15 protein-coding genes and 6 tRNA genes are annotated in these 17575 nt (G+C 33.9%); 4 read left to right on the plus strand and 17 right to left on the minus strand.

From position 1 onward, the window contains the following. Window positions 1–27: 27 nt before the first annotated feature. The 4 genes from CF599_RS11090 to CF599_RS11105 all read right to left on the minus strand — a co-directional run bounded on the left by CF599_RS11090 (window position 28) and on the right by CF599_RS11105 (window position 2875). Window positions 28–591 (minus strand): DUF1572 family protein, encoded by a 564-nt coding sequence (locus CF599_RS11090; RefSeq protein WP_121966096.1) that lies wholly within the window; start codon window positions 589–591, stop codon window positions 28–30. Between the two features lie 358 nt (window positions 592–949). Then, window positions 950–1702 (minus strand): NYN domain-containing protein, encoded by a 753-nt coding sequence (locus tag CF599_RS11095; protein ID WP_121966097.1) that lies wholly within the window; start codon window positions 1700–1702, stop codon window positions 950–952. A gap of 88 nt (window positions 1703–1790) precedes the next feature. Further along, the gene (locus CF599_RS11100) at window positions 1791–2228 is read right to left on the minus strand and encodes a MoaF N-terminal domain-containing protein (protein WP_121966098.1); all 438 of its coding nucleotides are present in this window, start codon (window positions 2226–2228) and stop codon (window positions 1791–1793) included. A 65-nt stretch (window positions 2229–2293) separates the two neighbouring features. Next, entirely contained in the window at window positions 2294–2875 is a 582-nt protein-coding gene (locus tag CF599_RS11105; RefSeq protein ID WP_121966099.1) for a Crp/Fnr family transcriptional regulator, read from the minus strand. 282 nt (window positions 2876–3157) lie between these two features. Here CF599_RS11105 and CF599_RS11110 point away from each other — a divergent pair, with 282 nt between their 5' ends. Beyond that, entirely contained in the window at window positions 3158–5557 is a 2400-nt protein-coding gene (locus CF599_RS11110) for an outer membrane beta-barrel family protein (protein WP_121966126.1), read from the plus strand. A 107-nt stretch (window positions 5558–5664) separates the two neighbouring features. Here the strand turns inward: CF599_RS11110 and CF599_RS11115 are convergent, their stop codons facing one another. The 12 genes from CF599_RS11115 to idi all read right to left on the minus strand — a co-directional run bounded on the left by CF599_RS11115 (window position 5665) and on the right by idi (window position 11341). Further along, on the minus strand, window positions 5665–6612 hold the full coding sequence (locus CF599_RS11115; protein WP_121966100.1) for an alpha/beta hydrolase: 948 nt from the start codon (window positions 6610–6612) through the stop codon (window positions 5665–5667). A gap of 20 nt (window positions 6613–6632) precedes the next feature. Continuing rightward, window positions 6633–8111: a cardiolipin synthase gene (cls, locus tag CF599_RS11120; RefSeq protein ID WP_121966101.1), complete on the minus strand. Its 1479-nt coding sequence runs from the start codon at window positions 8109–8111 to the stop codon at window positions 6633–6635. 147 nt (window positions 8112–8258) lie between these two features. Then, window positions 8259–8332: transfer RNA gene (locus tag CF599_RS11125), tRNA-Thr, on the minus strand. A 36-nt stretch (window positions 8333–8368) separates the two neighbouring features. Then, window positions 8369–8442: transfer RNA gene (locus tag CF599_RS11130), tRNA-Thr, on the minus strand. A gap of 42 nt (window positions 8443–8484) precedes the next feature. After that, window positions 8485–8558, minus strand: a tRNA-Thr gene (locus CF599_RS11135). 42 nt (window positions 8559–8600) lie between these two features. Continuing rightward, window positions 8601–8674, minus strand: a tRNA-Thr gene (locus tag CF599_RS11140). A 43-nt stretch (window positions 8675–8717) separates the two neighbouring features. Further along, window positions 8718–8791, minus strand: a tRNA-Thr gene (locus tag CF599_RS11145). Window positions 8792–8832: 41 nt separating this feature from the next. Then, window positions 8833–8906 (minus strand) — tRNA-Thr (locus tag CF599_RS11150). 81 nt (window positions 8907–8987) lie between these two features. Next, window positions 8988–9251 carry a hypothetical protein gene (locus CF599_RS11155; RefSeq protein WP_121966102.1) on the minus strand — a complete coding sequence of 88 codons (264 nt, stop codon included), beginning with the start codon at window positions 9249–9251 and terminating at the stop codon, window positions 8988–8990. Between the two features lie 65 nt (window positions 9252–9316). Beyond that, on the minus strand, window positions 9317–10285 hold the full coding sequence (locus CF599_RS11160; protein ID WP_121966103.1) for a type I phosphomannose isomerase catalytic subunit: 969 nt from the start codon (window positions 10283–10285) through the stop codon (window positions 9317–9319). A 109-nt stretch (window positions 10286–10394) separates the two neighbouring features. After that, complete coding sequence (locus CF599_RS11165) at window positions 10395–10808, minus strand: 6-carboxytetrahydropterin synthase (RefSeq protein ID WP_121966104.1); 414 nt, start codon at window positions 10806–10808, stop codon at window positions 10395–10397. A gap of 5 nt (window positions 10809–10813) precedes the next feature. After that, the gene (idi, locus tag CF599_RS11170; RefSeq protein ID WP_121966105.1) at window positions 10814–11341 is read right to left on the minus strand and encodes an isopentenyl-diphosphate Delta-isomerase; all 528 of its coding nucleotides are present in this window, start codon (window positions 11339–11341) and stop codon (window positions 10814–10816) included. Window positions 11342–11649: 308 nt separating this feature from the next. On the opposite strand from idi, the gene CF599_RS11175 reads away from it, so the two are divergent. Together CF599_RS11175 and CF599_RS11185 are read left to right on the plus strand one after the other, a co-directional pair. Next, the gene (locus CF599_RS11175) at window positions 11650–11886 is read left to right on the plus strand and encodes a hypothetical protein (protein WP_121966106.1); all 237 of its coding nucleotides are present in this window, start codon (window positions 11650–11652) and stop codon (window positions 11884–11886) included. A 1089-nt stretch (window positions 11887–12975) separates the two neighbouring features. Beyond that, on the plus strand, window positions 12976–14109 hold the full coding sequence (locus tag CF599_RS11185; RefSeq protein ID WP_121966107.1) for a DUF6266 family protein: 1134 nt from the start codon (window positions 12976–12978) through the stop codon (window positions 14107–14109). A 210-nt stretch (window positions 14110–14319) separates the two neighbouring features. On the opposite strand, the gene CF599_RS11190 is transcribed toward CF599_RS11185, so the two are convergent. After that, the gene (locus CF599_RS11190; RefSeq protein WP_121966108.1) at window positions 14320–16515 is read right to left on the minus strand and encodes an ATP-dependent DNA helicase RecQ; all 2196 of its coding nucleotides are present in this window, start codon (window positions 16513–16515) and stop codon (window positions 14320–14322) included. Between the two features lie 89 nt (window positions 16516–16604). Here CF599_RS11190 and CF599_RS11195 point away from each other — a divergent pair, with 89 nt between their 5' ends. Continuing rightward, window positions 16605–17570: an SIS domain-containing protein gene (locus tag CF599_RS11195; RefSeq protein WP_121966109.1), complete on the plus strand. Its 966-nt coding sequence runs from the start codon at window positions 16605–16607 to the stop codon at window positions 17568–17570. Window positions 17571–17575 lie beyond the last annotated feature (5 nt).

Genomic DNA, 17575 nt, shown 5'->3' on the forward strand with positions numbered 1-17575 from the left:
AAATCTTGTTCAAAGTTATATACAAGCCTACTTATTTAGAAAATCATCAGCAAAATGAGTGTCTGAATTAGGATTGTCAAACTTGGTTTGGTTGTAAGCATTTGACTTATTCCTAGGAATACTAAGTGATTGCCATTCAGCATTGCGAATCATTTTACCAATAAATATAATCTGACCTATGTGATAAGGATAATGTGCTAACTGTCTATAAAATGCTTCTGCTACCGTATGATCTTGATTGCGAATCTTAATAATACACTTTATATTCTCTTCATCGATACTGTCAATAGTTGTAAACAATACATTCCATGCCTTATCCCAATTAGTAATTAATTCATGTCTATCATATATTCCATCTGCAAACTCTTCATCTCTATTTCTCCAAGTTTTCTCACCATCTTCAGTAAAGAAATTAGTAAAACGCGAAAGCAGATTACCTGTGATATGACGCATGATCATAGCTACCGAATTACTTTCCTCATTTAACTTGAGATTCAATTCGTCTTGAGATAAGAGTAAGACGGTCTTATCCACCATCTGTCTGTAATATTCGAATTGCTTGCGAATACCCGCTAATTCTTGTAATGTCATAATAGTTATTTTTTGGTTGTCTTTTTTTTATTTATAAAAATGTAAAGATTGAATACTTGAATTAAACTAAAGTAAAGTACGGAATTTACTTGCAAAACTACTGGTATTACTTAGGTAGAGCGATCTTTATACAACTCCTTCAAGACTTCTTCAACATTATCACAACATTGTTCTGTTATAAGTCCTTTTTATTGAAGAATTCTTGACTCAATTTTGATGAGCTCTTGTCTCAAATAAATTGCTTAGTCCTCAACTTTTGACTATAATCCTTTTTTGGTCTCTTGACTAAGATTACTTGCAATGTACTATATTATAGTAGAGATACTTCGATGAAGGGCAAAAAAAAATAACCCGAAGGTTATTTTTTCTTTACTAAAGGATGATTAAGCCCTTTTACATTATTGTTTATAACATCATATGTTTTTAGATGTTTAAATAGCTCTGTTAGGTTTCTAAAGCCATAGTCTCTAGCATCAAAACTAGGATTAAGCTTACGAAGGTTACCTCCTACAGTTGCGATATATGCTTCCACCTCTTCATCTACAGACATATCGAAAGCTTTATCTATCAATCTATATTCTTTCTTTGTTAATGCCTTAGTATCGTCATCATCGTCAGACTCCGCTTTCTTAGCAGTTCCACTTGTTCCTTTACTAACGACAACCTCTTTAGGCATCAGCGTCTCACAGTAAGTAAAGATCTCACATGATTGAACGAAAGCATTTGGTGTTTTTTTCTCTCCTACTCCCATCACGAAGATTCCTTCTTCTCTAATTCGCTTTGCTAACCCTGTATAATCACTATCACTTGATACGATACAGAATCCATCTACCATCTTATCATGTAGAATATCCATCGCATCTATAATTAATGAACTATCAGTAGAGTTCTTTCCACTAGTATAATTAAACTTCTGTATAGGCGAAAATGATAAGTCATTTAATAAATCCTTCCAGCTATTCATTTGCGGTGTTGTCCAATCTCCATAAATACGACGGACAGTCACCTTCCCATATTTAGAAACTTCTTCTAAAATCTTATCTAACAACTTAGCTTGTGCATTATCCCCATCCACTAAGATTGCTATGTTATTGTTTTGTTTTTCCATCATATTTTCCTTTTCGAAAGCTCTAAAATACGAAAATAGACTTATTTAATAAAGAGTAATAACAAAAACATAACTAAATAGATTCAAAAACTTAATCTATCAAGCTAAAACTCCCTGTAACATACTGACTCTCTCGGTTGCCATCTTTACCATCATAAGACCAAAACGCAGTGACTTCACCCGTTTTAGTATTAATTATTTGGCTTACTGTGAAACCGTCTTTTTCTATCCAGTTTAAAAAATGTAGATCGTTAGATAGCTGTTTATAACTCATCTTTTCATCTCCTTCATTTTTCACTCCATCTTCTCCTATAGTACTCCAGTGTAAAGTTTCTGCATCTGCATAAGTAATCGTAGCTTTCATCTCTGGGAATTGGATTTCTGCTTTATGTCCGATAAGAGTACTAGTGTGGCTAGCACTAGTACTTGGTACTGTTTCTGAAGTAATAGATTTTTTTTCAGTGTTCGACTGACAAGCTCCAGCTATTAAAACAATAGCTAATGAAGCAATTATTACTTGGTGTTTCATTGTTCTATATTCAAGCCCAAAAATACATTGTACCAACTTAAAAAACATTGAACTACTTCAATAAATTACAGTTTTTTCTTACTGCGTATTTTACTTAAAAACTCTTGTGATATTCCTAGATAAGAAGCTATCTGGATATTGGTCAATCGCTGTAGTAGCGTAGGGTAACGCATACAGAAATACTCATACTCTTCTGTAGCATTTAGCGATAGTTTATTAATGATACGTCGTTGAAGTGCAGCGCATTCTTGTTGGGTCATACGTCTATATATTCTTTCTAATATAGGTATCTCTTCATATAGAGCCTCTTTTCTTTCTTTTGTAATATAGAGAATCTCACTGTCTTCTAAAGCCTGAATACTTGTTCTAGATGGTTCATTCGTATTATAGCTTTCTAAATCTGCTATCCACCAATCTTCTATAGAAAAATGTATAATACGCTCATCCCCTTTATCATCTAAACAGTATTTCTTAAAACACCCTTGTATAACAAAGGCTTCAAAATCGCATACCTCTCCCGCCTTTAACAGATACTCTTTCTTCTTAACATGCACTGTCTTAAAAGCAGAAAAAATAATATCTTTCTCTTTTTGAGAAAGGGTTACTCCTTTGCGTTCATAATTGTCTATTAAAGAGGCTTTATTCATTGATTTCCTTTTACTTAATAACTTTTTAATACTAGGTCAATATGTTCTTTTAATATACTTACTAACTATTATTATTCTCTGAATTTAAACTGAAAAAGGTAATAACACCTCATTTATAACAATTTTAAATTAGGCCATACACTACTGAAATACAATCAATTAAAAACAAATATAAAATATTTTTTAAAAACGATTAATTAATGTTGTAACATTTTAATCAAAAGTATGACTATTATAGTAACCTCAAACAGAATCAAAAATAAACTTAACGAAATAACGATTATGAAATTTAAATTAAGTGTCATCCTTTTCCTTACGATGGTTTGCTCTATATATGCGCAACAAAAAGGAAAGATAACAGGTATCATATTTGATAACACTGTTAATCAGAGTGTTCCTTACGCTACTATTTCTCTTAAATCAGGAGAAAATATAGTGACTGGAGTGATGTCTGAAGACAACGGTAAGTTCGAATTAACTGCTCCTTTAAGTAAATATACTTTAGAAGTACAGTTTATCGGATACCAAACATATACAAAAGAATTTGAGCTAAAAGAAGCTACTCATAACTTCGGTACGATTAACTTAACTCCTGAAGCTACTACTTTAGAAGGAGTCAATATTATCGCTGAACAGTCTACAATAGAACAAAAAATAGATAGAAAAGTAATCAATGTAGGTAGAGACCTTACTACTGCAGGTGCTACAGCAGGAGAGATTATGAATAATATCCCTTCTGTAAACGTAGACAAAGATGGTAAAATATCTCTTAGAGGAAATGAGAATGTACGTATCCTAATCGATGGACGTCCTACTAATATGTCTTCTGAGCAGGTATTAAAACAAATCCCTTCTACTTCTATTAAGAGTATAGAGCTAATCACTAACCCTAGTGCAAAGTATAATCCTGAGGGTATGTCTGGTATCATCAATATCGTATTACACAAAAATACAATGGATGGTTTTAACGGATCTATAGATACAGGAGTGACTTTCGCTCATTATACGAAGAATTCTAATTCTGTTAACTTAAACTACAGACAAGGAAAACTGAACTTCTTCGGTAACGGTAGTTATTCTTATTCTCAAGGTAAGAACCAAGGAGATATGATGCGTGAGGATCTTTTATCTCCATCAGAGATACGCGTAAAATCTATCAATAAGAACTACTTATATAAAGTAGGTATGGATTACTATATCGATGATAATAATACTGTATCATTCTATACTAACCAAAGTACTAATGATGGAAATACAAAGTTAGGAAATGCTACACTTTATCCTGGTCAACAATTTGAAGACATCAATCAGTTCACTAGATATAAAGGTCAGAACAGATTTAGTTCTTATAACTTAGTGTATAAACACTTATTCGAGAAGAAAGGACATACTTTAGATATCGAAAGTAACTTTAGTCGTAACAAATCTGACAATAATGGTGATTACAATACGAAGTATGGTAAGAATCCTAATCAATTCTATCAAGACAACAGTGACAATACAAATAACCTAACGACAGTTAACGTTGATTATGTAAACCCACTAAACGATCATACTAAATTAGAAGTAGGGGCTGAAGCTAGAATATCTAGAGCTGACAACTCATTTAATTCTAACAATTCACTGTCAGCAGTAGATGCTCGTAGTATTAATAATAAATATGATCAAGATATTTACTCTGCTTATGTAACGTTTGGTCAGACTTATGGGAAATTTAACTACCAATTAGGAACTAGATTAGAGAGCTATAAAGTAGAATCTACTTTAAATGGTAAAAGTAATTTTAAAGATGATTATTTGACATTATACCCTTCTGTTTATTTAGGATATACGATGACTGATAATGATATGTTTAACTTAAGTTACAGCAGACGTGTAGACAGACCTAGTATTAATCAAACTAACCCTGTAAGACAATTTTCAACTCCATTAATGACAATGGTGGGTAACCCTGAGTTAAAACCTCAATTCACTAATTCTGTTGAGCTAAACTACACTAGAATGTTTACAAACAAAAGTAGCGTAACTGCAGGTGTATACTACAGAAAAATTAATAAAGAGATTAATCAAGTAATCTATGATGATCCGGAAAATGATAACCCTAATGCATTATTAATGACATTTGACAACTACAAATCAAATGATGCTTATGGATTTGAACTTTCTGCTAATATAAAATTAACTGCTTGGTGGGATATGCAACCTGCTATTGACTTCTCAAGTATTAAACAATCTGGTTACGCTTCTCTATTTAATAATGCTACATCTACAATGGATTTAGTAGAGCGCAATATTACTGCTAATGCCTTCAATGCTCGTTTAAACAGTAACTTTAAAGCAACTAAGAATTTGCGTTTTAATCTATTCGGATTCTATAGAGGTGGTGTTGATGGAATAACAATGGATTCTAAAGAAATGTATAAGATCGATGCAGGTGCTAGATATGCTTTATTAGATAATAAACTAAGCATCAGTGCTAGATTCAGTGATATCTTCAATACAATGAAATTTAAATATACTTCTATATATCCTTACCCTTCTTCTGGAGAGTTTTCATGGGAAAGTAGATCTGTATATCTAGGTGTGAATTACACTTTCGGAGGTGGAAAAGGACGTGCTATACAACGTAAAAACAGAGATTCTAATACAAAACAAAGTGGTGGTTCTGGAGGTTTATTCTAAAAACCAACAATACCACACTAAACAATATTTTTTCAATTATTACTAAAAAAAAGCTGTTGTCTCAATTGAGATAACAGCTTTTTTGTTTAAGTGAGATGTACTCTCCTTTATTTTTTATGTTTACTAAGAAACGCTGTCACAGCTGACAAGGCATTTTCTCTTACTTCTTGACGTGATAAAAACAAATCGTGTATTCCATCCTTGATACATACTTTCTCAACATTAGCACCTAGTTTCTCTCCTATCTTCTCGATATCCTTAACATTGAGAACAATATCAGAAGATTTAGAAATAGCTGTCCATTTAGAAGTACTTCCTGATTGATCACTATACATCAGTAAGATAGGAAAATCCTCGTGTAGTGCTACTTCCTGTATCAATTCCTGAGCATGCTGCACCGCTAATATCCAAGCATAGAACACAGGAAAGGGTTTGACAGGTTTCCACTGTGTATTATACTCCCATTCCCCACTATGCTCTTTTAAGAGTGACTTGCCATATATATCAGACATCTGATCATTAGATGCATATACATCTTTTGCTACTTTCTTTTTTGCCACTACCCCGATAAAAGGTTTCATATAAAAAGGAACATTAAAATCTAAGAAAGGTGAATTAAGCATAAGTCCACTTAATCGTTCTTTTAAAAGGCCAAACATACTGTAATATGTAGCTAATAGACCTCCTGTACTATGTCCTAACAAATATAGTTCAGTATTAGGCTTGGCTTTTAAGATAAACTCTATACTATAATCTATATCAGGAAAATACTCACGTAGTGATTTACAATAATTAGGATGTTGATGTCCTAGTAACGAACGACCATATTTACGCAAATCAACAGCATAAAAGTCTATTCCATGCTCATTCAGATAATCCATTAGATGATACTGAAAGAAGTAATCACAGAACCCGTGTATATATAACACAGTCTGTCTATTCTCTATCTTATTTTTTCTAGATTCTATTAGTGTCGTTACTACCTTTCCCTCATAATCATTCTCAAAGGGATGTTGGTGAGTAATATATTCATCAAAAGTTAAATGCAAATTCATAGTACACTATTTTAACTTGTTTATAGCAGAGGCGAAAACAAGCGTATAAAACTATTTTTAAGGCGTTGTTTCCACGACCTTTTATTCCATCTATGCAATTCTAGTTTAATCGAATCCTTACAGTCTCTATCAAACATACGTCTCATCTTACGCGCAAAGGCTTCGTCATACACCACGACATTCACTTCGAAATTCAAGTCAAAGCTTCTATGATCTAGATTACACGTCCCGATAGAACTAATCCCTGAGTCTGTCACAAAAGTCTTGGCATGAATAAAACCTTTTTTATAAAGATATATCTCCACACCAAATTCTAACAACTCTTGAAAATAAGACTCTGATGCCCACTTCACGATGTTTGAATCAGTGATACCAGGTAAGATCATCTTTACTTTTTTTCCACTAAGAGACGCCATTTTCATTGCTAGCTGTAGGGATTCATCAGGTATGTAGTAAGGAGTGGTAATACAGATCTCTTTATCCGCAGTTTGAATAGCTTTTAAGACACTATATAAGATCGATGGCACATCAGAGTCTGGTCCTGATGAGATAACCTGTAATGGAACATCTCCTATCACTTCATCCTCCAATATAGGAAAGTACTTTTCATCAAAAGCCAAGTCCTGCTTACTACAAAAATTCCAATCTGCTAAAAAGACATATTGTAACCCATAAGCCCCTGACCCTTCTATGCGCATATGCGTATCTCGCCAAAAGTATTCATTAGATTCTTTCTTGCGATTATCATATCTATCAGAGATATTTATCCCCCCTGTATAGCCTAACCTACCATCTATAACAACGATCTTACGGTGATTGCGATAATTCATACGATTAGCAAAAGCTAATAAGATAATTTCATTAAAAGGAAAGGCTTCTACCCCATTCGCTCTAAGATTGCGAACGATATTCTTGCGAATACCTTTACATCCATAATCATCATAAATAAACCGAACTTCCACACCCTCTTTTGCTTTCTCTATCAAGATAGCCTCTATCTCTTTACCGATGCTATTATTCTCATAAATGTAGTATTCGATATGAATAGTGCTTTTAGCTGCTCTAAGATCTTCTAGCAGTCTAGGAAAGAATACTTCACCATTCTCTAGTATTTCGGCCTTATTATCTACTAGCAGTCCACCTTCTCCTATCATAGAACTCGAAAGCATCTTAATGTATGAGCGGTTTCTCTCTATCACTTTATTGCCATACTGCTTTTGATCTAGATGAATATCATCTAAACGCTTTGTCAGTTTAGTACTATATTCATCGTTGACCTTTAGCTTCTTTGAATACATCTTTCTTTTGCGGTAATTGATACCAAATGAGAAATAGAACATAATCCCAAAAACAGGAACAAAGAAAACCAATAAAAGATAGGCTAAAGTTTTAGAGATTGAGTCTGTATCATAGATCACCCGTACCGCTACAGCTATAGCAATAATAAAATAAACGATCTCCAGATAGACAAACCAATCTGCTTGAACTCTCAAAAACATAAGGTATAACTCTTTTTAGTACTCTCTAGGGCCGTTCTTTAACGACGACTAGAATATCTAAAAGTAAAAAATAAAAAGGAGTTAAAAGAGGAATTGACTAACAAAGTGTATAAAAGCAAAAAAGTCTCCCTTATGAGGAGACTTTTGAGCCAGTGGAGGGACTCGAACCCACGACCTGCTGATTACAAATCAGCTGCTCTAGCCAGCTGAGCTACACCGGCAAATTAATGCCTTGCAATACAATATTAAAACATTTGAGCCAGTGGAGGGACTCGAACCCACGACCTGCTGATTACAAATCAGCTGCTCTAGCCAGCTGAGCTACACCGGCGACTCAATGTATTGCAATATTTAATCTTCTAAAAAATTATTGAGCCAATGGAGGGACTCGAACCCACGACCTGCTGATTACAAATCAGCTGCTCTAGCCAGCTGAGCTACACCGGCGACTCAATATTATTGTAATATTAATTTTTAAAGAAGTTATTGAGCCAGTGGAGGGACTCGAACCCACGACCTGCTGATTACAAATCAGCTGCTCTAGCCAGCTGAGCTACACCGGCAACTCTTTGTATTATAAAAATACTAACTTCTTTAAAAATTTTGAGCCAGTGGAGGGACTCGAACCCACGACCTGCTGATTACAAATCAGCTGCTCTAGCCAGCTGAGCTACACCGGCGACTCAAAATATTACAATATCAATTTTTCAAAAAACATTTGAGCCAGTGGAGGGACTCGAACCCACGACCTGCTGATTACAAATCAGCTGCTCTAGCCAGCTGAGCTACACCGGCGACTCATTTTGCGAGTGCAAAGATAGCATGGTTTTTCAATCTCGCAACACAAAAAGCATGTTTTTTAAAACTTTTTTTCGCTTACATCGCGTTGATTTTCTCAACTAATTGACCAGCAACATTTTCAAGTTTTGCATAAACTCCTTTAAAATGTGCTTTTTTATTTTCAACATTTTTTTCATTAACTGCTCCGATTAATTCATCGAATGATACGAACGCTTCTTCAAGTAATGCATTAGTTTCTGCAGTTGGTCCTCCAGTAGTCATTTCTTGAATATAAATTGCTTGAATAATATCACCTAATACATAGTGAATATCTTTCTTAAGGTTTTTAACGCTTGCCATAATTTCCTTTATTTAATATTAATTTGACGCAAATCTACAATTTAAAAATGGGGTAAACTACTCTTTTAAGAAACAAATATTTCTAATATAGTAGCCTCTCCTTTTAAGATTATCTCAGATACAGCAGCAGGTATAAGCACTGTGTCACCACAATTTAAGAAGTATGTCTCACCTCCTATTATAATCTCTGCCTTCCCCTCAGTACACACATAAAGATAAAATCTACTCGTATCTTTTATTTTAGTATAAGTGCCTGATAATGGGATATAGTTAACCGAAAAGAATGGACATTCTACTACATGATTATTAGTATTGACTACTTTATTATAGGTCAACTCAACTGTTTTCTCTTCATAGTTAATAGCTTCTAACGCCATATCTATATGAAGCTCTCTAGAATTACCTTGTGCATCTAGTCGATCCCAATCATACACTCTATACGTTATATCTGAAGTCTGCTGAATCTCTGCTAACAAAACTCCAGCACCAATAGCATGAACCGTACCTGTCTCAATAAAAAAGACATCCCCTTTCTTAACAGGAATCTCCTTTAATATAGATGGAAGTGTTTTAGACTCTAGATGTTCTAAATAATCCTCTTGTTGCACTCCCTCTTTAAAATCTACTACTACTTTAGCTCCTTCATCTGCCTGCATCACATACCACATCTCTGTTTTACCAAAAGAGCTATGGCGTCGTTGTGCTAACGTATCATTAGGGTGTAGCTGTATTGACAAATCTTCTTTAGCATCTAAAAACTTAAATAACAAAGGAAACTGTCTATCAAAACGAGCAATAATTGACTCACCTAAAATATCAACAGGGTACTTATCGATTAACTCATTTAAGTTTAATCCCTCGTACTCACCGTTAGCAACAATACTTATATCAGAAGATATCCCTGATATCTCCCAACTTTCTCCAACTTCATCTGAATCAATATCTTTTCCTAATATTGACTTTAACTTAGTCCCTCCCCATATTCTATCTTTAAGAATCGGGCGAAATAGTATCGGATATTGTTTAAAACTCATATATTAATCACTTCAATTAAAAATAAGCATACGCCTATTTATCTTTCCCTTCTCGTCTTAAAAAAACGAGGGTGCAAGTTACAACTTTTCCTATTAGCAATCCCTATATTTAGTTTTCTCCTTTGAAAGAAACAAAATTTCTTGCCGTTTCATACAAGATTATTTCTAACTCTTTATCACTAGGGATAAAAGGTCTTAGCTTTTGCCATATTACTACTGCTATATTTTCTGCTGTAGGAATTAATGCTAAGAACTCAGGTACATCTAAATTTAAGTTTTTATGGTCAAAACACTCTTCTATCTCTGATTTTATCAAATCTGAAAGTACTTTTAAATCCATAACGAATCCTGTTTCTTCATCCAACTCCCCCGTCACTTGAACAATCAATTCATAGTTATGCCCATGAAAATTAGGATTATTACATTTACCGAAGATTAGTTCATTCTTCTCATCAGACCATTCTTTTCTATGCAGACGATGTGCTGCATTAAAATGAGCTTTTCTACTAACAGTTAATCTCATAATTATTACTTTTTTTGAGCTTCTATAAAATGGTAAAACTTAGAGAAGATAATCTTAAACCACTCAGTATATACCTCCGGATGTTGCTCCATATCAAGCTTTATACCTTCTATAGACATCCACTTCCAAGATTCTACTTCTTCTAAATTAATAGTAGGTTCGCCATCATAATAACCTATCATCACATGATCAAACTCATGCTCTGTTAATCCATTATCAAAAGGCGCTTTATAGATAAAACTAAATACATCACTTAATTCTACTTCGAACCCCATCTCTTCCATTAAACGGCGACGACCAGCTTCTATATTTGTCTCACCTACACGTTGATGGCTACAGCAAGTATTAGTCCATAATAAAGGAGAGTGATATTTCTCAGAAGCACGTTGTTGTAACATTACTTCATTGTTTTCATTTAATATAAAAACAGAAAATGCACGGTGTAACAAAGCTTTCTCATGCGCCTCCATTTTCCCCATTACTCCTACTTGCTCATCTTGTTCATTTACTAATATCACTAACTCTTCTTTCATGCCTATAATTTTATATCAACCTCAAAAATACAAAAAACTTATGGTTTTACTAACCTCTTTCGCACACTCCCCCTCTCTTTTTAAATACTAACGCTATAATATATAATTTCTTATGACTAATGTATCTTTAAGCCTTTTATAGCTAACTTATTACCTTAAATCTACAAAAAACTTTCAATCTAGAATATTTTACAAAGACAGATACTAAACACTCTTATAATAACACTTTATTCTATTAATTAACTTTCTATAATCGCTAGTGACTCCCCTCTTTTTTAAGTACTTTTGTACTAACAATGACAATAAAAATGGAAAGACAGATAAAACTAATTTGGGACTTTAGAGGTCCTGCTGCACAAAAAACAGCAGAACATCATGTAATACATCTCAAAGAATATGTAGCTATCGAAAAACTACCTATCACTATTATAGAGTACAAAATACTAGCTCCAGAACACACTATCGCCTATATGGTAGTCAATGATGAACAAATGAAACAACTTAGAGATGTTTTAAAACCACATCGCGGTGAACTATACGAGTAAAAAAACATACTTATTATATCGAGATTTAATTTCGAATAACTAAATCTCGATATAATAATATAGTTTACAAAACCCTCCATTTATACTCACTGTATCTCATAAACAGTAGTAAACAAAACATCCTTTTCTCTCTATATCATTCTTTACTTCAACCCAGAATCAGCATTAACCAAATACTACAAAGCAATTCTACTTCATAGCTCTTTCATTTGCTCTAAAATCATACTATTGTATACTTTCCTCACTAATTCAGACCTGCTTTGTATAATTACTTTTCGTTTATATGTCTATCGCTCATTCTACGTTCAAAAGAATTTGATCTCACTATTCTCACACCACATTTCATCAATCCCTCAATAGTGATCTCTAACCCCAATCAACGACTCTTTCTTCTCTATCAATAATACAGACTTGCAGTCCATTTTCAACTCTATAAATCTCTTCAAGTTTTATAGATTTTTTTCACTTTCTTCCATCCTAATAACCTAAAAAATGATTTTGACTATCCCCTAACACAGCTTTTATCTTCAATTTCTACCTTAATAGACAATCTAAAGGTTATTCTAAATAGTTTTATCTCATTTTTTTTTCAAACAAAAAAACACAACAAACTAATAAACAAGCAATTACCCCTAAAACAAACTTAACCACCTATATCACCGACCTCCACTCATCTCAGTATACCACTGTCTTAATACTTCTTACTAGGACAATTTTAGGATAATAATTGGGTATAGATCCTAATTCTCCAAGAATCCTGCTTTCATTCTACTCTTATTCTGCTTCAATGCGCAATTCTATTTTAATTGAATTATCACAAGTCTAAGATGAAATCCGACTAAAAAAGTAAAGTTCCCACTCATTTTGAATACCTATTTAACTCATATTCAACCATCAACATAGAGTAGCAAAGGGCTGAACAGCCTATGAATTTTTCTTACTACTTATGCACTAGGTATGCTGATTTTTTTATATTACAAAACAAGAAACGGTACGGGCGAATTGCAATTCACCCCAACAAAAAACGTCATCACAACATCACGAAATCACAAAAAACCAAAATCACGAAAACACAAAAAAACATAAGTTATGGCAGAAATCAAACAGGGTATACTAGGTCCAGTAAATGGTAAAGTAGGAACAGTAGTTGGAGCAACATGGAGAGGAGTAAATTACATCCGTGCTAAACCTCGCAAATCAAGAAAAAAACCATCAATGAAGCAATTACTTCAATGGGATAAGATGAGTCTAGTATCAACGTTTGCTAGTAAATTCAAGGATTTTGTCAATACTAACTGCCCAAATGTCTATAATGGCAAAAAATGGATAACGGGTAAAGAACAGATGATCTCTAGACTTATGACGCAAGGCATCAATCTAATCAATGGAGAACAACACATCAAAGTTGAAGAAGCTCTATTATCTATCGGCAACCTTGCCCCTGCAGTAATCAAGAAGATCAATCGTCTAAAGACAGGTAAGTTTAAAGTGCAATGGGAAAACGGGTTAGTTAACGCACTCACACTTAATACAGATCAACTGACGATGATGCTGTATAATGAGACCTTAGACCAATTCATCGCTATAGCCAATGTAGGAAATCGCATAGATAAATACGCTCATTTCAGCATACCTACCGATTGGGATAAGGGTACTGTTTACTTTTGGAGTATGTGGAAAGCCGCTGATGGCAGTGTTACTAGTACAAGCTGCTTTCACGGAATAATAGAATTAGACAATATAGAAGAGGAAATAGAGAACGGAGAGCAGAAAACAAAAATCAGAGAAAAGGAACAGGAAACAGGGAACGGGGAGTTAGAAGCAGAAAAAAAGGAGCAAGAAGCAGAGAACAGAAATCAGGAAATATCGGAGGTTATCCCTATCGAACAAGCTCGAGAAATAGCCCTAAAACAACATCTAGAAGAAATAGACACAAGTACTGAAGTAGAAATTACACCTTCTTTAAAAGAAGATACTATCCCTCCTTTAAACCAACAACAAAAAGATGGAGAAACTACTGCACCTCCGATTAATACTTCCGAAGATAAGAAAGTAAAAAGGTGGACTCCTCCAGGCTATATTCGTAAAGTAAACAAAAAGATTATCAAGCAGGCTAAAACATCCGAAAATGAACTCCAGACTGATCAAATGGATCAAAAAACAAATAATGAACCACGTTCTATTCTAGAGTTTAACTCTATAACAGAAGAGCAGAGAGAGTGAGATAACAAAAATATTAGTATCTCTTTTTGGATGAGTTTTAAACCCAGAATCAGCACTAGCCAAATTACTACAAGGAAATTCTTTGAAGATAAACACAGTCTTTCCCAATTAGTTTATACTATTGGGCTAGGCTCCCTTTGGAATAAAATGAGAAATAAAAAAATCCCCAGTTAAGACAACTGAGGATTCGTTCTTTATATAGTATTAAGATTAGTTCGCTTCTTTAGTCATAAACTGAATACGCATTAATCTCAATTCTTCTGTATCATAATCTCCATCAAACTCCGCCATAGCAGACTTGATATTATCTGTCTCAGAGTCCATAAAGTAATCATAGATTTCTTCTTGCTGATCTTCGTCTAATACATCATCTATCCAATATGATATATTCAGTTTAGTACCAGAATAGACTATCTGTTCCATCTCTTTTAACAGACCATCCATATCTAATCCTTTAGCACTAGCGATATCAGATAAAGATAATTTTCTATCGACGTTTTGGATAATATATAGTTTCAAGGCAGAATTAGCTCCAGTAGACTTAACGACTAAGTCATCTGGTCTGATAATATCATTCTCTTCTACATATTTACTAATAACATCTACGAAATCCTTACCATACTTCTTCGCTTTTCCTTCACTAACACCTATAATATTAGACATCTCTTCTAAAGTAACAGGATACTTAAGTCCCATTTCTTCTAACGAAGGATCTTGAAAAACTACAAAAGGTGGCACACTATGTTTCTTCGCTACTTTCTTACGCAGATCTTTCAGTATTCCGATTAGAACCTCGTCTATCACTAAGCTTGCTTTACTACCTGCTGTATCTAAATCATTATCCGCACTAGAATATTCATGATCTTCTGTCATCATAAATGACTTTGGATTAGCAATAAAATCAATCCCAGCCTCTGTAAGTTTTAAAACTCCGTAAGCTTCAATATCTTTACGCAATAAATCTGCTACTAAAACCTGTCTTAACAGTGCTATCCAGTATTTCTCATCATGAGATTTACCACAGCCAAAAAACGGTAACGTATCTGTTTTATTCACTTTTAGTAAAGCATTAATCTTACCTAATAAAGTAAAGACAACCTCTTTCGTTTTATATGCTTGTTTAGTATCTCGAACTACTTTTAGCAATTCTACAACACTATCTTTCGCTTCCACTTTAGTTTTGGGGTTTCGAATATTATCATCCATATCTGCTCCATCACCATTCACTTCATCAAATTCTTCTCCGAAATAGTGTAGGATAAACTTTCTTCTAGACATAGATGTTTCAGCATACGCTACTACTTCTTGTAATAAAGCGTATCCAATCTCTTGTTCAGCTATAGGCTTCCCTGCCATAAACTTCTCAAGTTTCTCTATATCTTTATATGAGTAATATGCAAGACAATGTCCTTCACCTCCATCACGTCCAGCTCTACCAGTCTCTTGATAATAGCTCTCTAACGACTTAGGAATATCATGGTGAATAACAAATCTAACATCTGGCTTGTCAATTCCCATACCGAATGCAATAGTAGCCACTACTACATCAACATCTTCCATTAGGAACATATCTTGATGCCTCGCACGAGTTTTAGCATCTAGACCTGCATGATAAGGTACAGCGCTAATTCCATTTACTTGAAGTACATTCGCTATTTCTTCTACTTTTTTTCTACTTAAACAATAAATCACACCTGATTTACCTGAATGCTGTTTAATAAAACGAATAATATCACTTTCGATATTTTTAGTTTTAGGGCGTATTTCATAAAATAGATTAGGTCTATTAAATGAAGCTTTAAACGTATTGGCATTAGGGATCTCAAGGTTCTTTAAGATATCCTCTTGTACTTTAGGAGTAGCAGTAGCTGTTAGTCCAATGATGGGGATGTCACCTAGACTTCTAATAATGTTACGCAGATTACGATACTCTGGTCTAAAGTCATGTCCCCATTCAGAAATACAATGGGCCTCGTCAATAGCTACAAAAGATAATTTCTCTCCTTGTAAAAAGCTAACATACTCTTCTTTAGTTAAAGATTCCGGTGCTACGTATAATAGCTTAGTTAGCCCACTTTTAATATCCTCCTTTACCTGTGCTATTTCAGTCTTAGTAAGTGAAGAATTAAGTACATGCGCTACACCATGCTCTGAAGACAAGCTTCTGATAGCATCTACTTGATTTTTCATCAATGCAATTAATGGTGAAACCACAATAGCCGTTCCCTCTAATACTAAAGCAGGTAATTGATAACAAAGAGACTTTCCTCCTCCAGTCGGCATAATCACAAAAGTATTGTGTCCTGAGATAATACTTTTGACCACATCTTCCTGAAGACCTTTGAACTGTGAAAATCCAAAATATCTCTTTAACTCTTTGTGTAAGTCAATTTCAGTTGATTTCATTATTTTTGTATGGTATTTTACATAAATTTGCAGTACATAAAGGTACAAAATTTCTTTAGTCCAATCATAATATTTAACATTCGCTAATTTTGAACAAAGCAATTAATATATTAGACACCGCAAAAAACACTTTACTATCTGAAAGTGAAAGCATTAAAAAACTAATCAACTATCTAACTGAAGATTTTGAAAAAGCTGTCGAGGCGATTTTGCACTGCAAGGGGCGACTAATCGTGACAGGAATAGGCAAAAGTGCACTAATTGGAGCGAAGATTGTAGCAACTTTTAACTCTACAGGTACACCTTCTATTTATATGCATGCAGCAGAAGCTATGCATGGAGATCTTGGTTTAATTCAACCTGGAGATTGTATTATCTGTATTTCTAACAGTGGAAATAGTCCTGAAATTAAGGTATTAGCTCCTATATTAAAAAGACATAATAATAAACTTATCGCTATAACTGCTAATGAAAACTCTTTCTTAGCGAAAAGTTCTGATTATATCCTACTATCTAAAGTAGATAGAGAAGCAGAACTAAATAACTTAGCACCAATGAACAGCACTACGGCACAATTAGTATTAGGTGATGCTCTAGCGGCATGTTTAATCCAATTGCGTCAATTCACAGCAGAAGATTTCGCTATGTACCATCCAGGGGGTGCATTAGGTAAAAAATTACTACTTTTGGTCAGAAACATATTAAAAAGCGAAAACAAACCTTCTGTATCACCTGAATCTAGTATTCAAGATGTAATCGTAGAAATATCTGAAAAGAGATTAGGTGTAACAGCAGTAGTTGAAAACGACAAATTAATAGGTATTATTACAGATGGAGACTTACGTCGTATGCTTCAAAAAAGCAATAGCTTAAATGATTATAAAGCAAAAGATATTATGTCTATCAATCCAAAACACATTGATAGTAATGAACATGTATCTAAAGCTTTATCAATATTAGAAGATAATTCTATCACACAATTACTAGTAACAGAAGACGATAAATATGTAGGCGTTATACACCTACACGATATATTAAAAGAAGGTATAGTATAATTTAT

This window comes from Myroides sp. N17-2 (assembly GCF_002286775.1).
Lineage (GTDB): Bacteria > Bacteroidota > Bacteroidia > Flavobacteriales > Flavobacteriaceae > Flavobacterium.

Coding starts and splice junctions, on each gene's coding strand:
- CF599_RS11115 (WP_121966100.1), bottom strand. CDS start 6,612: ATGAATTTGCATTTAACTTTTGATGAATATATTACTCACCAACATCCC.
- CF599_RS11110 (WP_121966126.1), top strand. CDS start 3,158: ATGAAATTTAAATTAAGTGTCATCCTTTTCCTTACGATGGTTTGCTCT.
- CF599_RS11175 (WP_121966106.1), top strand. CDS start 11,650: ATGGAAAGACAGATAAAACTAATTTGGGACTTTAGAGGTCCTGCTGCA.
- CF599_RS11155 (WP_121966102.1), bottom strand. CDS start 9,251: ATGGCAAGCGTTAAAAACCTTAAGAAAGATATTCACTATGTATTAGGT.
- CF599_RS11090 (WP_121966096.1), bottom strand. CDS start 591: ATGACATTACAAGAATTAGCGGGTATTCGCAAGCAATTCGAATATTAC.
- CF599_RS11100 (WP_121966098.1), bottom strand. CDS start 2,228: ATGAAACACCAAGTAATAATTGCTTCATTAGCTATTGTTTTAATAGCT.
- CF599_RS11095 (WP_121966097.1), bottom strand. CDS start 1,702: ATGATGGAAAAACAAAACAATAACATAGCAATCTTAGTGGATGGGGAT.
- idi (WP_121966105.1), bottom strand. CDS start 11,341: ATGAAAGAAGAGTTAGTGATATTAGTAAATGAACAAGATGAGCAAGTA.
- CF599_RS11105 (WP_121966099.1), bottom strand. CDS start 2,875: ATGAATAAAGCCTCTTTAATAGACAATTATGAACGCAAAGGAGTAACC.
- CF599_RS11160 (WP_121966103.1), bottom strand. CDS start 10,285: ATGAGTTTTAAACAATATCCGATACTATTTCGCCCGATTCTTAAAGAT.
- CF599_RS11190 (WP_121966108.1), bottom strand. CDS start 16,515: ATGAAATCAACTGAAATTGACTTACACAAAGAGTTAAAGAGATATTTT.
- CF599_RS11165 (WP_121966104.1), bottom strand. CDS start 10,808: ATGAGATTAACTGTTAGTAGAAAAGCTCATTTTAATGCAGCACATCGT.
- cls (WP_121966101.1), bottom strand. CDS start 8,111: ATGTTTTTGAGAGTTCAAGCAGATTGGTTTGTCTATCTGGAGATCGTT.
- CF599_RS11185 (WP_121966107.1), top strand. CDS start 12,976: ATGGCAGAAATCAAACAGGGTATACTAGGTCCAGTAAATGGTAAAGTA.